Source organism: Billgrantia sp. Q4P2 (genome assembly GCF_052806135.1).
Genome location: NZ_JBRBAI010000001.1, coordinates 230728 through 244925 on the forward strand (window position 1 = coordinate 230728; position 14198 = coordinate 244925).

General features: G+C 62.5%; 14 protein-coding genes. 6 read left to right on the forward strand and 8 right to left on the reverse strand.

Annotated elements, in window-relative coordinates; all coding sequences use genetic code 11:
- Nucleotides 1-120 precede the first annotated feature (120 nt).
- On the forward strand, nucleotides 121-1362 hold the full coding sequence (locus ACUY1T_RS01110; protein ID WP_446019878.1) for an ABC transporter substrate-binding protein: 1242 nt from the start codon (nucleotides 121-123) through the stop codon (nucleotides 1360-1362).
- Nucleotides 1363-1368: 6 nt separating this feature from the next.
- Here the strand turns inward: ACUY1T_RS01110 and ACUY1T_RS01115 are convergent, their stop codons facing one another.
- The 3 genes from ACUY1T_RS01115 to ACUY1T_RS01125 all read right to left on the reverse strand — a co-directional run bounded on the left by ACUY1T_RS01115 (nucleotide 1369) and on the right by ACUY1T_RS01125 (nucleotide 5008).
- Nucleotides 1369-2148, reverse strand: coding sequence for an alpha/beta fold hydrolase (locus ACUY1T_RS01115; protein ID WP_446019879.1), 780 nt, complete (start codon nucleotides 2146-2148; stop codon nucleotides 1369-1371).
- Between the two features lie 46 nt (nucleotides 2149-2194).
- Nucleotides 2195-2866, reverse strand: a complete 672-nt coding sequence (locus tag ACUY1T_RS01120) for a 7-cyano-7-deazaguanine/7-aminomethyl-7-deazaguanine transporter (RefSeq protein ID WP_446019880.1) — start codon at nucleotides 2864-2866, stop codon at nucleotides 2195-2197.
- Nucleotides 2867-3073: 207 nt separating this feature from the next.
- Nucleotides 3074-5008, reverse strand: a complete 1935-nt coding sequence (locus ACUY1T_RS01125) for a propionyl-CoA synthetase (RefSeq protein WP_446019881.1) — start codon at nucleotides 5006-5008, stop codon at nucleotides 3074-3076.
- Between the two features lie 347 nt (nucleotides 5009-5355).
- On the opposite strand from ACUY1T_RS01125, the gene ACUY1T_RS01130 reads away from it, so the two are divergent.
- Nucleotides 5356-5676 (forward strand): ArsR/SmtB family transcription factor, encoded by a 321-nt coding sequence (locus ACUY1T_RS01130; RefSeq protein ID WP_446019882.1) that lies wholly within the window; start codon nucleotides 5356-5358, stop codon nucleotides 5674-5676.
- A gap of 24 nt (nucleotides 5677-5700) precedes the next feature.
- Here ACUY1T_RS01130 and sohB read toward each other — a convergent pair whose 3' ends face one another.
- On the reverse strand, nucleotides 5701-6741 hold the full coding sequence (sohB, locus tag ACUY1T_RS01135) for a protease SohB (protein WP_446019883.1): 1041 nt from the start codon (nucleotides 6739-6741) through the stop codon (nucleotides 5701-5703).
- A 147-nt stretch (nucleotides 6742-6888) separates the two neighbouring features.
- Between sohB and ACUY1T_RS01140 the strand changes: the two genes are divergently transcribed.
- Nucleotides 6889-7200, forward strand: a complete 312-nt coding sequence (locus tag ACUY1T_RS01140) for an SCP2 sterol-binding domain-containing protein (RefSeq protein WP_446019884.1) — start codon at nucleotides 6889-6891, stop codon at nucleotides 7198-7200.
- Between the two features lie 45 nt (nucleotides 7201-7245).
- Here ACUY1T_RS01140 and nudC read toward each other — a convergent pair whose 3' ends face one another.
- The 4 genes from nudC to ACUY1T_RS01160 are packed head-to-tail and all read right to left on the reverse strand — an operon-like array spanning nucleotide 7246 to nucleotide 10061.
- A complete protein-coding gene (gene nudC / locus ACUY1T_RS01145; RefSeq protein ID WP_446019885.1) occupies nucleotides 7246-8028 on the reverse strand; it encodes an NAD(+) diphosphatase in 783 nt (260 codons plus the stop codon).
- On the reverse strand, nucleotides 8015-8779 hold the full coding sequence (dnaQ, locus tag ACUY1T_RS01150) for a DNA polymerase III subunit epsilon (RefSeq protein ID WP_446019886.1): 765 nt from the start codon (nucleotides 8777-8779) through the stop codon (nucleotides 8015-8017). The genes nudC and dnaQ overlap by 14 nt, the downstream gene beginning before the upstream one ends.
- Nucleotides 8780-8782: 3 nt before the next feature.
- Nucleotides 8783-9280, reverse strand: a complete 498-nt coding sequence (rnhA, locus tag ACUY1T_RS01155; RefSeq protein ID WP_446019887.1) for a ribonuclease HI — start codon at nucleotides 9278-9280, stop codon at nucleotides 8783-8785.
- Nucleotides 9267-10061, reverse strand: a complete 795-nt coding sequence (locus ACUY1T_RS01160; protein ID WP_446019888.1) for a class I SAM-dependent methyltransferase — start codon at nucleotides 10059-10061, stop codon at nucleotides 9267-9269. Before ACUY1T_RS01160 ends, rnhA begins: the two co-directional genes overlap by 14 nt.
- A gap of 188 nt (nucleotides 10062-10249) precedes the next feature.
- Here ACUY1T_RS01160 and gloB point away from each other — a divergent pair, with 188 nt between their 5' ends.
- The 3 genes from gloB (at nucleotide 10250) to ACUY1T_RS01175 (ending at nucleotide 14190) form a co-directional block, all read left to right on the forward strand.
- The gene (gene gloB, locus ACUY1T_RS01165) at nucleotides 10250-11017 is read left to right on the forward strand and encodes a hydroxyacylglutathione hydrolase (protein WP_446019889.1); all 768 of its coding nucleotides are present in this window, start codon (nucleotides 10250-10252) and stop codon (nucleotides 11015-11017) included.
- A 55-nt stretch (nucleotides 11018-11072) separates the two neighbouring features.
- Complete coding sequence (locus ACUY1T_RS01170) at nucleotides 11073-12230, forward strand: transglycosylase SLT domain-containing protein (protein ID WP_446019890.1); 1158 nt, start codon at nucleotides 11073-11075, stop codon at nucleotides 12228-12230.
- A 112-nt stretch (nucleotides 12231-12342) separates the two neighbouring features.
- Nucleotides 12343-14190 (forward strand): extracellular solute-binding protein, encoded by a 1848-nt coding sequence (locus ACUY1T_RS01175; protein ID WP_446019891.1) that lies wholly within the window; start codon nucleotides 12343-12345, stop codon nucleotides 14188-14190.
- Nucleotides 14191-14198: the final 8 nt, after the last annotated feature.

Sequence of the window (14198 nt, forward strand, 5' to 3'; positions counted from 1 at the left end):
AGTCGAGCAGGCAACACCTCGGCTAGCCATGGCCGGCATGACAACGATAGACTAATCGCTCACTGAAACTTACGTTTTCCTGGAGATTCCCCATCCATGGCCAAGCCTCATCGAAGTTGCATGGCTCGCGCCTTGGCTGGAACGATCGCCATCCTGATCATGCCGCTTTCCCTGCAGCTTCCGGCCGAAGCCGACAGGGATGCCGTGCCGCTCCCCACGCCCCCGCTGCAGCTCGATAGCCTCGTCAAGGTACCTCCCCTGCTGCGCGACGCTGAAACACTGGCGCCAAGCGAAGCCTCTCCGGTGGTCGAAGTGCCTCATGCGGTGCTGCGCCCGGAAGGGGGGGAACGCCTGCTGCCGACCGAGCCGTCCGTCGAGGAGGAGCGTCGGGCCGAGCCGGCACTGGAAGTGCCCTCGGTGGTCAGCGAGCCTGCCGAGCCCATCGTGCCGCCGCCTACGACTCGCCTGACGGTCACCCTCGATTGGTATCTCAACCCCCAGCACGCCACCCTGCTGGTGGCGCGTGAAAAGGGTATGTTCGCGCGTCGCGGCCTGGATGTAGCGCTGATAATGCCAGCAGATCCCAGCGTACCCACCAAGCTTCTGGCGGCAGGACGCACCGACCTGGCGCTAGGACGCCAGCCCCAGCTGCACCTGCTGGCCGACAAAGGGATGCCCCTGGTGCGTGTGGCTACCCTGGTGGCGGCTCCCGTTTCAGGCTTGGTGCTGCGCGATAGCCTCGATGGCGAGCAACGCGAGACTCCCCTCGAGGAGTTGCGCATCGGCTTTACCGATGCCGACGGCCGCGATGTGCTGCTGGCAAGCTTGCTGACGGAGCTGCTGGGCGTGGCCAATGGCCTGGGACTGGTGGAACTCGAGGAGGTCGGTTACTCGGCCCTCGATGCCATGCGTGAACAGCGAATCGATGGGATGATGGTGCATCATCGCTTCCTGCTTCCCAGGCAACTGGCCGATGAAGGGGTGATGACTCGAACGCTGCCAATCGAGGCGTACGGATTGCCCGCCCATGATGGCCTGATCCTGATGGCCAATCGTGACCAGCTCAACGGTAAGCGTGATGCCGTTCGTCGGATGGTATCGGCTCTCGAAGAGGCCGCCCTGTGGATCGTCAACCATCCGCAGGAGGCCTGGAGGCTGTTGGAGAGAGCCGAGCCCGCACTCGCCGATCCCATCAGCCTGGAAGTGTGGGCCGAGGTCTTCCCTCGCCTGACCCTGCAGCCCGGGGCCGTTGACCAGGGGCGTTACCTGCGCTTCGAGCAGTTCCTTCTGGATGCGGGTATCGTCGAGGCCGTTACGCCGCTGGAGCGGCTCGCCATCGATCTCGGGACGGCCGCACCTTGACCCTTCTCAGGTCAACGAATCCAGGAATTCATTGACTGCCGACTGAAATGCCTCGGGCCGTTCGGCGTGTAGCCAGTGGCCGGCCTCTTCGAGAGTCACCAAGCGCGAATTGGGTAACACTTCACGCAGGCCTGGCAATGCCGAGTCCGGAACGTAGTGCGATCGCCCTCCCCGCAGGACCAGGACTGGTCCCTCGAAGGCTCCCTCCCCGGCCGGCCCGTGCATGATGTCGCGGTAGCCGGCTTCGATCTGATCGAGGCCCACTCGCAGCACTAGCTCGCCATCCTCCCCTCGCTCCAGGTTGGTGGCCAGAAACAGGCGGGTGGCCCGCTCGTCCACATGCTTGGCCAGCAGTTCATCGGCTTCGCGCCGGTTCGTGGGCTTGCCACGCTGGAGTTGCCTGAGCCCGGCGAATACGGCGTCATGGCCATGTCCATATGCCTGCGGTGCAATATCCGCGACGATCAGCGATGCCACACGCTCGGGCATCAGTCGCGCCAGACTAATGACGACCTTACCGCCCATGGAATGACCGAGCAGGTGCGCTTTCTCGATGTCCAGGCGATCCATGAGTGCCAGCAGGTCTTCAGCCATCTCGCGATAGCTCATGCCCTCGGCGTGCGGCGAGCGGCCGTGGTTGCGCAGGTCGACCGCCACCACGCGCCGCTGGGCCTGCCACTGCTTGATGTGGGAACGCCAGTTGTCGGCACTGCCGAGCAGGCCATGCACCACGATCAGAGGCGTACCCTCTCCGCCGGTATCCTGGTAGTTGAGTTCGACGCTCATCGCTTCTCCCCGTGGTTGGCTTGACGATGCTATGGATTCTTGCCGATCAGGAACGCTGCGGTGCCAGGTCCTGCTGCCCGGTGACCTCTACCAGTCTGCGACTTAGCCAGGCCAGCAGTACGCCATACAGAGGCAGGAAGAACAACAGGCTGATGCCGAGCTTGATCACGTAGTCCACCGTGGCGATTTCAACCCAGTTCGCCGCCATGAAGGGATCGGGGCTACGGTAGAACGCCATGGCGAAGAATGCCGCAGTATCGGCAAGGTTGCCCAGCACGGTGGAAACCGCCGGCGCTATCCACCAGGCCCGCAGGGCACGCAGCCGATCGAAGACCTGAACGTCGAGCAACTGGCCCAGCACATAGGCCATGAAGCTCGCCAGCGCGATGCGGGCCACGAACAGGTTCCATTCGCCCAAAGCCTCGATCCCGGCGAAACTTCCCCGCGGAAAGACCACGGAGACGACATAGGAGATGATCAGCGCCGGAAGCATGACCCGCATGATGATGGCCCGGGCCGGCTCCTTGCCGAACAGCCTTACCGTGAGGTCGGTGGCGAGGAAGATGAAGGGAAAGCTGAACGCCCCCCAGGTGGTATGAAATCCGAACAGGGTGAACGGCAACTGTACGAGGTAGTTGCTGGCGGCGATCACGAGAATGTGGAACGTCACCAGCAGCAGTAGACAGCGGCGTTGCTGCGCTTCCGACAGTAGGAACATGAGTGAATCCTTTTTGGCGGCCTTGGTGTGGCCATGTCGACTGACGAGGGGTGAGGGAACCCTCGCCGGCGCCCGACGAAAGCGGTTGCCGGAATGAGGCGAAGATTATACGTGGCACCGTTGATGCTGGCCAATGTGGAATCACGGGCCATCAACAAGCGCGCCGCCCGGCGGGCGGCGCAATACAAACTCCAGAAACGGCCTTGGTCAGACCTGGCGAGCCTCGTGGGCGGAGCCGACGTCACGTTCCTTCATGGCCTCATGCACGTCCTGCAGGCTGGCTGGGTCATCGATGGTCGAGGGCACGCCATACTCCTTGCCATCGGCGATATTACGCAATAGCTTGCGCAGGATCTTGCCGGAGCGTGTCTTGGGCAGCCGGTCGACTACCAGTACCTGCTTGAAGCAAGCGACTGGACCGATCTTCTCGCGCACCAGGGCGATCAGCTCGTTCTCGAGCGTGACCTCGTCCCCATCGAAGCCATCCTTGGGTATCACCAGGCCGACCGGGACCTGACCCTTGAGCGCATCATGGATGCCGATCACGGCACACTCGGCTACGGCCTCGTGTGCGCCGACCACCTCCTCCATCTCGCCGGTCGACAGCCGATGCCCCGCCACGTTGATGACGTCGTCGGTGCGGCCCATGATGAAGAGATAGCCATCTTCGTCGAAGTAGCCGCCATCACCGGTCAGGTAGTAGCCGGGGAAGGCCGCCATGTAGGCGCTGTGAAAGCGCTTAGGATCGCCCCATATTCCCACCAGGCAGCCCGGTGGCATGGGTTGCCGTATCACAACGCTGCCCTGCTGCATCGGCCCCGCCTGCTCGCCTTCGCGATCGAGCACCTGTACGTTGAAACCCGGCACCGGCACGGTGGCGCTGCCGGCCTTGGTGGTCATCGGCTCGAGCCCCTGCAGGTTGGCGGCGATCGGCCAGCCGGTCTCGGTCTGCCACCAATGGTCAATCACCGGCACCTCGAGCAGGTCGTCGAGCCAGTGGAAGGTCGGTGGGTCGAGGCGCTCGCCGGCCAGGTACAGCGCCTTCAGGCAGGAGATGTCGTATTGTTGCAGCAGCTTGCCGTCGGGGTCCTCCTTCTTGATCGCACGGAAGGCCGTCGGTGCGGTAAAGAAGCTCTTGACCCGGTACTGGCTGATCAACCGCCAGAAGGCACCTGCATCCGGCGTTTTGACTGGTTTGCCTTCGTAGACAACGCTGGTGCAGCCACGCAGCAGAGGGGCATAGACGATGTAGGAGTGCCCTACCACCCAACCCACGTCCGAGGCCGAGAAGAACACGTCGCCCGGTGCCACGTCGTAGATGGTTTCCATGGAGTAGTGCAACGCCACCGCATAACCCGCAGTATCGCGGACCACGCCTTTGGGCTTGCCGGTTGTACCGGACGTATACAGCACGTATAGCGGGTCGCTGCCCTTGACCGGCACGCATTCGGCAGGTGTCGCGTCCTGCACCAGCGTCGACCAGTCGTGGTCGCGCGCGCCGAGCTCGGCACGCAGCTGCTCGCGCTGCAGGTAGATGCAGGCATCGGGTTTGTGCTCGCTTTGCTCGATGGCTGTATCGATATTCGTCTTGTAGGGGATCACCCGGTCGATCTCGATACCACAGGATGCCGCGACCACGACCTTCGGCCTGGCATCGTCGATGCGAACGGCAAGCTCGTGAGGGGCGAAGCCACCAAAGACGACCGAGTGCACGGCACCCAGGCGTGCACAGGCGTACATGGCTACTAGTGCCTCTGGCACCATGGGCATGTAAATGACGACCCGGTCACCCTTCTCCACCCCAAGGCCCTTCAAGGCGCCGGCAAACAAGGCCACTTCGTCGCGCATCTCGCGATAGGTCAGGGTGCGCTTGCCGCCGGTGACCGGAGAGTCCCAGTAGATGGCTGGCTGGTCGCCACGCCCCTGCGCCACATGATGGTCCAGTGCCGCATGGCAGATATTCATCTCGCCATCCGTGTACCAACGGGCGTGGCCCTGCTCGTCATATTCGAGAATGGTGCTGGGCGGCGTGAACCATGGAATCCGGCGCGCCTGTTCGGCCCAGAAGGCTTCCGGCTGGTCGATGGAGCGTTGGAATTCGGCATTGTAGGTTGTCATGTGCGTTCTGCCCTGGCATCTCACGAAACTTTGATTGTTGACACTTTAGAGGTTTCCCTGAGGATTTCCTTCATACCATCGGCTAATTTGACTTGAAAAGGTTAGAAAAACGTCTATTTCGAGAGCGCATTGTTGACAACCTGACGTGCTGTAGTCATGAGATGAGTCGTTCGGTTGATTCTTCGTTTGACAGTCGCGGTGTCACTATCAATGATGACTAAATCAGCAATGCCATGACCAAACTTGGGCACTGCCGGATCGCACCGTCTGCGACAGGTGGTTTGCGCGCTCTGTCGTGGGCCGTGGTAGCCGCCCGAAGCCGCTAGCCCGGAGCCAGAACATTGTTCGGGCAGCAACACGGGGAGATCATCATGAGCACCTCGCACAGCGCTGCATCCCGCCTTCTTCAGGCCGGCAACCCGGCCATCGACCAGGCCACTGCCCTGTTGAAGGCGCTGGCGAACGACAATCGGCTGCGTATTCTTTGCCTGCTGGATGGATCCGAGCTGTCGGTCACCGAACTCAACCAGCGACTGGCCTTGAGCCAGTCGGCGTTGTCCCAGCACCTGGCGATCCTGAGACGTGAAGGGCTGGTCTCGACGCGCCGAGCATCGCAGACCATCTACTACTCGCTGCAAGGGGAACAGGCGCGCCAGATGATTGGTACGCTCATGCGGTTGCAGGAGGTGTGACAAAGCTCGAAATGGGCATTCGACTCAGCGTTTTTCCCATCGGCTTGCATCGAGTCGTTCCAGCAGGCGTTCGACCCCATCTCCCACGCCCTCCCTGACGGCCAGGCCAAGTCGTTTTCCCATCGGATGCCGAGCTTCCAGGCGCACGCTGACCACCCGTGCCTCCTCCATCCGTGCCACCAGATAGGCTTCGCTGGTACCCAAGGCGTCCACCAGTCCCTTTTCGAGTGCGTCGTGCCCATACCACACCTCGCCCGTCGCTACCTCGTCGATGTCGAGAGCCGGGCGACGCTGAACCACATGCTGCTTGAACAGGCCATGGATGTTATCGAGGTCCGACTGGAATTTTTCACGCCCTTCTTCCGTGTTTTCGCCAAACACGGTCAGGGTTCGCTTGTATTCGCCTGCGGTCAACAGCTCGACGTCGACATCGTGTCGCTTGAGCAGGCGATGGACGTTGGGCAACTGTGCCACGACGCCGATGGAGCCCAGTACGGCAAAAGGTGCGGCGCGCAGCTGATCCGCGGCGCATGCCATCAGGTAGCCCCCGCTGGCAGCCACCTTGTCTACGCACACCGTAGTGGAGAGCCCTGCTTCGCGTAGGCGATCGATCTGAGCGGCTGCCAGACCGTAGGAATGCACCAGTCCTCCCGCCGACTCCAGGCGAATCACGACTTCGTCCCCTTCGGCCGCGGCCGCCGTCACGGCGGAGATTTCCTCGGCGAGCCGCCCAGCGCCCGTGGCCTTGATATCACCTTGGAAATCGAGTACCCATACCGTGCTGCGGGATCCACCGGTCTGCTTGCGGCCAGCCCGGGAGCGGCTCTTGTCATCGCGCCGGAAAGCCTTGGCCAGGCGCTTGCGGGCACTCGGCTCGGTGGCGGCCATCGTCAGTCGACGGCGGCGGTATTCCAGGCGATCGTTCAACTCATCCACCCGCAGCCGGACACGCTCACCCGCTTCGCTCTTGATCCGAGCGATCACGACTACCGCGACCACGACCAGCAGGGTCAGGATCGACATTTGTACGACGAAACGTCCCATGTCCATCAGCCATTCATTCACGTTGCCCACTCCGTCTCTGCATAGATCGTCCAATCGTGCCCCCGAGCGGGGTCACTGACAACGGGCTTGATTGAAACGATCGTTTAAAATAATCTCTTGCAGATGGCTGCCAAGTCCATCCCGATCATCAAAAAAGGAAACGTCCCCATGTCCATCTCGACCTTAGACAAACTGCAAGAACGCTTCGACCCCCAGGCTGCCCAGGGCATGGATGATATCTTCCAGTTCCACTTCAGCGACAACGGCAGCCACTATCTGGTCGTCAAGGATGGCACCATGTCGATCGAGGAAGGCGAGCACGACGATCCCTCAGTATCCCTCTCCATGAGCAGCGATACGCTGAAGGGCATCATGACCGGGGAAGTCAATGGCATGACCGCGTTCATGACCGGTAAGCTCAAGGCCACCGGCAATGTGATGCTGGCCACCAAGCTGACGAGCCTGTTCCCGAATCGCTGAGCGATAGGTCTACCGATTGCAACGGGCCGCCTCTGGCGGCCCGTTTCATTTCACGCCGATACCGTCGGCCACTTCGGCTAGGTGGGTCTCGATCAGCGCCCGCGAGATGGAATAGGGGGGCGGCAATTGCGGTAGTCGCTTCGGCTGGAACCAGGCTGCGTCGGCGATCTCGATGCCATCGATGCGAATGCGGCGGCTGGCCGCTTCCGCAAAGAAGCCAAGCATCAGGGCATGAGGGAAAGGCCAGGCCTGGCTACGGTAGTAGCGTATCCGCCCCACACTGATGCCCACCTCTTCGTATACCTCGCGATGCACCGCTTCCTCGGCCGACTCCCCCGGTTCGATGAAACCCGCCAGGGTGGAATAACGGCCAGGCGGAAAGCGTGGGCTTCGGGCCAACAGCATGGCATCGCCATGCGTCACCAGAGTGATGATACAGGGCGATATGCGAGGATAGTTACGGTGCCCACACTGCTCGCAGTGCATGGCGAACTCAGCGTCGAGCCGTGAGGCAGGCACTCCGCAGCGGCCGCAGAATCGGTGGTCGCGCAGCCAGGCCGCCACCTGCAAGGCCGTGGAGATCAGCGGGAACCAGGATTCGGGGAGCCGGGAAAGCCATTGACGACCGTCAGGCCAGTCCTCCCCGGCCTGCTCTTCCACCGATAGCGCGATCGGCTCGTCATGCCAGTAGGCCAGTGGTTGAACGCTGTCCGGCCAGGGTTGCGCGGCCTGCAGTGGGGTGTTCTCGGCCCCGGGCGCTATTCGCCCGGCCGCCACCCGGAGCAGCCGCCCATGGTTGGCTTCGAGCGGCAGTTCACGGCGCAGCATCGCGGCTCCCCTGGAGCGGCCCCGGCAACGTATCCCACTGGCAGCTGCCAGCAGCCTGGCGAATCTGCTCGAGCTTGGCCTGATGCGCGGCGAGTTCATCGTCACCGGGTCGCAGCACGCGAAGACTGCCGGCGGGCAGGGTCATGCGCCTGATCGACAGACCGCTGGCCATGGCCTGGCTGCTGTTCCGCTCTTCCGCATCCAGCGATAGCGCCGTCTGCCCACCGGTCATGGCAAGGTAGACATCGGCCAGGATCTCGGCATCGAGCAATGCACCGTGCAGCACGCGCCGGCCATTGTCGATCTCGTAGCGCTTGCACAGCGCATCGAGGTTGTTGCGCTGCCCGGGATGGCGTTCGCGGGCCAGCTGCAAGGTGTCGAGGATGCGACAGTGCTCTGCCACCGGCCCCAGGCGCGGCTCACCGCGCGTGCCCTGCAGCAGCGTGAATTCGTGGTCGATGAAGCCGACATCGAATGCCGCGTTGTGGATTACCAGTTCAGCACCACGAATGAATTCCCAGAAGGCATCGGCGACCTCGGCGAATACCGGCTTGTCGACGAGGAATTCATTGGTGATGCCATGCACGCCAATGGCTTCGGCCTCGACCTCACGCTGCGGGTTGATGTACTGATGGTAGGTGTTACCCGTGAGGCGCCGGTTGACGAGTTCCACGGCGCCGATCTCGATCAGGCGGTGGCCCTCGCGGGGGTCGATGCCGGTGGTTTCAGTATCCAGAACGATCTGACGCATGGTCTAGGACTCAGGTTGGGTGGCTTGCGACTTGCAGTGGGCCCAGTGGGCATCGATGGCGGCGTTGGCCAGTGCATCGGCACGCTCGTTGCCGGGGTGACCACTGTGCCCCTTGACCCAGTGCCACTGGATACGGTGACGATGGGTTTCCTCGAGCAGTTCCCGCCACAGCTCGGCGTTCTTGACCGGCTGCTTGCTTGCGGTCTTCCAATTGCGCTTCATCCAGCCGTGTATCCACTCGGTAATACCGCGGCGCAGGTATTCGGAGTCGGTCCACAACTCAACCTCACAGGCCTGCTTGAGCGTTCGCAGTGCCATGATCGCGGCCATCAATTCCATCCGGTTATTGGTGGTGGTCGCCTCGAAGCCGTTCAGGGTCTTCTCGTGCCGGCCACTGCTCAGTACGGCCCCCCATCCGCCCGGCCCGGGGTTGCCTCGACAGGCGCCATCGGTATGGATGATGACTCTGGGTAGCGGCTTGTCGGGGTCACTGGCACTCAACTTCGGGGATCCTTCTGCTCGGTTCCGGTACGGCAGTACTGCCGACACGCGTGGCATGGCCCAGCGCACCGCCGCCCAAGGTGCCCTGCAGCCTCAAGCTGGGACGCTGGCTCTGAGCGAGCCGGCTTCGGCGGCGGGCGTGAATGATGTAGCTGTCACCCAGCGGCACGTTATGGCGCCGTCCCAGCGTTTCCAGAGCGGCATTGTTAGGCAGGCTGCCGGGGAAGTGAAAGCCGCAGTAGTCTACCCGCTCGACGCGGAAGTCCACAAATGCGAGCCAATCGCCCAGTTTGGACGGCGTGCGCCAATGGCCTCGCCAAGGCAGGCGGTTGCGGCGCCCCGGCGAGAGCCGCGAGAGGCCGGTCATGCCCAGCGGCGTCCAGCCGAGCACGATCAGGCAGCCATCGTCCGCGGTGACCCGGGCCGCCTCCTGCAGCAGCCGATGGGGCTCGTCGACGACCTCCAGCAGGTGATGAACGATAACCAGGTGAAGGCACTCATCGGGCAGTGCAAGGGCATCAAGGGGACACACCAGGGCGGAAGAATCCTCGGATAGCTCGGTCGTCGGTACCCAGCGTATGTTGTGGCGGATGGGCGACATGTCGGTAAGCGAAGGTCCCATGCCGAGTTCCAGACTATGGCCACCGTGAAGGCTCTCACAGATCGGTCCCAGGCAGGCTCGCTCGGCGCGCCAGTGGGCCTGGCCGTTGTCACTGGACCAGTAGCGGCGCCCCTCTCGATACAGCCGAGCCAGGGCGAGCGCCTCATGCGGGTTTGACATTGCTGACCATTACCTCCATGATCACCGGTTTTGCAGGTCATTTCTTGCATTTTTGCCGTGCACGGCCCTGTCAAGAGCCCCGTGGTCGAGAGTCTACGGTGGCGCCCGGCCGCGCCGCCGAGTGCGAGGAAACGGGCCAACGACCGCCACTCACTTCGGTTGACGACGCGACGAAGGACAGACCGCCTATGCTGAGCGTGACACCGATTCCCGCTTTTAGCGACAACTATATCTGGCTCATGCGCCAGGATACGAGCCCCGAAGTCTGTGTCGTGGATCCAGGCGACGCAGAGCCGGTCATCCGTGTTCTCGAGCAAGAAGGTCTCATTCTCGGCACCATTCTCATCACCCACCATCATCCCGATCATACCGGTGGCCTGCCGGAACTCATCGATCGCTACTCGCCGCAGGTGATCGGCCCCGACAATCCAGGCATCGCCGGCCTGACGGCGCGTGTCGGCACAGGCGACACTTGCCGGGTCATGGGACGGCGCTTCGATGTCCATGAGGTACCGGGACATACTCTCGATCACATTGCCTTTTTCACCGCCGGCATTCCGCCGTTGCTGTTCTGCGGCGACACCCTGTTCTCCGCAGGCTGTGGTCGCCTGTTCGAAGGCACCCCCGAGCAGATGTACCGTTCCCTGCAGACCCTGGCCGAGCTGCCGGACGACACGCTGGTGTTCGCTGCACATGAGTACACCCTGGCCAACCTCAGGTTTGCCCAGGCCGCTGACCCGCATAACCGGGACGTTGCCGATGCCGTTGTAGAGGCCCAGCGCGTCCGCGATCTCGACCGCCCCACGCTGCCAACCCATCTGGCCCGGGAGAAGCGCATCAATCCCTTCTTGCGCTGCAATGACCCCGATGTACGCGCCACGGCTGCGCAGCATGGCAGTACCGATACCGACCAGGCCACTTTCGCCACCCTGCGTGCCTGGAAAGACAGTTTCTGAGAATCGACGCATCCCATGGGCAGTGGGAACGACACATGCCCTGAAGGAGAACGGAATGACCTACCGAACGACACGGCAATGGACCTTGGCCCTTGCCGGTGGCATCGCTTTGATCGGTGCGCTGTCGGCAACCAGTCCGACCCTACTGGCAAGCCCACACCCCGGGGCCGCGCCGGCCGTTCCGACCCATCATTTCTGGGATGATCTGAGCCTCGATTTCCTTCCTGGGGATGCCTGGGAGCGGCTGCGTGACAACCTGGAATGGCATGATCGTCGCCATGATGCCCGGGTGCGGCAGTGGATCGAACACTACCGTGCCAACCCGAACAACGTCATCGAGATCATCGAGCGCGCCCGGCCGTGGATGGCCTGGATCACCGAGCAAGTCGAGCTGCGGGGGCTGCCCGGTGAGATCGGCCTGATCCCCTTCGTGGAGAGTTCCTACGATCCCCAAGCCCGCAGTCATCGAGGCGCTGCCGGCCTGTGGCAGTTCATGCCAGGTACCGCCGATGCACTGGGCTTGCGTCGCCACAATGGCTACGATGCTCGTCTTGACGTCATCGCCTCGACCCAGGCCGCGCTGGACTATATCGAGCTGCAGGCCGAGCAATGGTATGAGGGAGACATCGAGCTCTCGCTTGCGGCCTACAATGCCGGTGCTGGTACGGTCAACCGGGCTCGACACGCTGCGGCGGCACGGGGTGCGCCCAGTGATTACTGGCACCTGCAGTTGCCCAGCGAGACGATGAACTACCTGCCCAAGCTCAATGCCATCGCTGCCATCATCGACGATCCAGAAGCCCATGGCATCGCACTGCCCGAGATCGACGACGCCCCCGCTTTCGCCAAGGTGCCGGTCAATGCGCCGATCAGCCTGTCGCAGTTGGCCAGCGTGGCTGGCGTGGACCAGGCGGAACTCTCTGCCCTGAATCCCGGACTGACCAACGGCAATGCCAACCCCGCCGCGGTCGACGTGGTGCTGGTGCCCATTGAACAGGAAGAGGCGGTGCTGGCAGAACTCAGTGCGCCGGCTCCCTCGGCTTCCATCGATGGCGAGCAGTACCTCGTCCAGCGTGGCGACAGTCTCTCCGCGATTGCCAGCCGCCACGGCATCGGCGTGGCCGAACTGCGCCAGCACAATGGCCTCAACGGGGACGTCATCCATGCTGGCCAACGGCTCGAGATTCCTCGGCGCAGCCTTGCGGCACGTTGAATCAGGCAACCACCGTCCGCTGCACATCGAGGTTTACAAGCGACGGATGGCCTGACACCTTATGGCGGTAATGCCCGGGATGCCGGGCCAGCCTCCACCAAGGATGTCATTGATGCGGTTCGTCTTGCGTTCCACTCTCGTCTATTGTCTTTTGCTTGGCTGGGGGGCTTCGTCATTCGCCGCCGAGGCGGACGAAATAGCTACTGACGAAGTACCTACCGTGCATGGCCTGGCGCTTTACGATGAGCCGGCTCTGCCTGCCGACTTCAGCCATTTCCCCTACGTCGACCCCAATGCCCCCAAGGGCGGCAGCATGACTCAGGCCGCGGTGGGCAGCAGCTTCGATTCGACCAACCCTTTCATCATCCGCGGCACGCCGGCCATCGGCATCGGCCAGATCTACGATACGCTGCTCACAGAAAACGTCGACGAGCCCTTTAGCGTCTATGGTCTGCTGGCCGAAGGCATACGTCTCGACCCTGATCGGCACTGGATCGAATTCGACCTGCGCCCCGAGGCACGCTTTCACGACGGCGAGCCGCTCACGGCGGATGACGTCGTGTTCAGCTTCAACCTGCTGCTAGAAGAAGGTAACCCTTTCTATCGTGGCTATTACGCCGACGTGGAGAACGTGGTGGCATTGGATCGCCATACCGTGCGTTTCGAATTTTCCACCAACCACTCGCGTGAATTGCCGCTGATCGTCGGCCAGCTACCGATTTTGCCCAAGCATTATTGGGAAGAGCGTGATTTCAGCGCCCCCACGCTGGCCCGTCACCCCGGCTCCGGCCCCTACCGCATTGCCAGCGTCGAGCCGGGCCGCCGTATCGTCTATCGCCTCGACGAGGAATATTGGGGGCGAGACCTGCCCGTCAACGTGGGGCGTCATAACATCGAGCGGCTGATCTACGATTACTACCGCGACCGCGACATCGCTTGGGAGGCTTTCAAAGCCGGAGTGATGGACTATCGTATCGATGCCCGGGCGGCGACTTGGGCGATCGGTTACGATTTTCCTGCCTATCATGAAGGCCTGGTCAAGCGCATCACCGTGCCTGACGGCACTCCCTCGCGCATGCAGGCCTTCGTTTTCAACTTGCGTCGTGCCAAGTTCCAGGATCCACGGGTACGTGAAGCGCTCAACCTGACCTTCGACTTTCCCTGGCTAAATGCCAATCTCTTCTACGACTCCTACCACCCTACCGAGAGCTATTTCCAGAATTCTGAGATGGCGGCCGAGGGATTGCCGAGCGAGGCGGAGCTGGAGCTGCTCGAGCCACATCGCGAGGAGCTACCCGCGCGCGTGTTTGACAGCCCGGTGCCTATCGACCACCCCGACGATCTGCGCGAACGCCTGCGACTCGCCTACGACCTGCTGCTGGAAGCCGGCTACGAGGTGCGTGACGGTACACTGGTCGATGACCGCGGGCGCCCTCTCACCGTCGAGGTAATGCTGTTCGACAGCGGCATGGAGCGGGTCGTGCAACCGATGCTGCGCAACATGTCGCGACTCGGCATCCAGGGTCGATTGCGCATCGTCGACATCAACCAGTTCCTCAACCGCCTGCGCAGCTTCGATTTCGATATCGTGGTCGGCCAGTTTCCGCAGTCCAACAATCCGGGCAACGAGCAGCGAGAATACTGGACCAGCGAATTCGCCAACTCCCCTCAGAGCCGCAATCTGATGGGCCTCGAGAGCCCGGCCGTGGACGACCTGGTGGAACGGCTCATTCGCGCCGACAGCCGCGAGGAGCTCAATACCGCCACCCGCGCGCTGGATCGTTTGCTGTTGTGGAGCTTCATCACCATTCCCCAGTACCATTCCGGAGAGACACGCATCGCGGTATGGGACAAGTTCGGCTACCCGGAGCCCTTCCCCAGGTACGGCTTCGATCTTTCGGCCTGGTGGGTGGATACCGACCGTGAAAACGAGCTGAACCGCCGTCTACGACGCAGATAGGCCGGTGT

Coding starts and splice junctions, on each gene's coding strand:
- ACUY1T_RS01140 (WP_446019884.1), top strand. CDS start 6,889: ATGTCCATCTCGACCTTAGACAAACTGCAAGAACGCTTCGACCCCCAG.
- ACUY1T_RS01175 (WP_446019891.1), top strand. CDS start 12,343: ATGCGGTTCGTCTTGCGTTCCACTCTCGTCTATTGTCTTTTGCTTGGC.
- nudC (WP_446019885.1), bottom strand. CDS start 8,028: ATGCTGCGCCGTGAACTGCCGCTCGAAGCCAACCATGGGCGGCTGCTC.
- ACUY1T_RS01130 (WP_446019882.1), top strand. CDS start 5,356: ATGAGCACCTCGCACAGCGCTGCATCCCGCCTTCTTCAGGCCGGCAAC.
- gloB (WP_446019889.1), top strand. CDS start 10,250: ATGCTGAGCGTGACACCGATTCCCGCTTTTAGCGACAACTATATCTGG.
- ACUY1T_RS01115 (WP_446019879.1), bottom strand. CDS start 2,148: ATGAGCGTCGAACTCAACTACCAGGATACCGGCGGAGAGGGTACGCCT.
- dnaQ (WP_446019886.1), bottom strand. CDS start 8,779: ATGCGTCAGATCGTTCTGGATACTGAAACCACCGGCATCGACCCCCGC.
- ACUY1T_RS01160 (WP_446019888.1), bottom strand. CDS start 10,061: ATGTCAAACCCGCATGAGGCGCTCGCCCTGGCTCGGCTGTATCGAGAG.
- ACUY1T_RS01120 (WP_446019880.1), bottom strand. CDS start 2,866: ATGTTCCTACTGTCGGAAGCGCAGCAACGCCGCTGTCTACTGCTGCTG.
- ACUY1T_RS01110 (WP_446019878.1), top strand. CDS start 121: ATGGCTCGCGCCTTGGCTGGAACGATCGCCATCCTGATCATGCCGCTT.
- ACUY1T_RS01170 (WP_446019890.1), top strand. CDS start 11,073: ATGACCTACCGAACGACACGGCAATGGACCTTGGCCCTTGCCGGTGGC.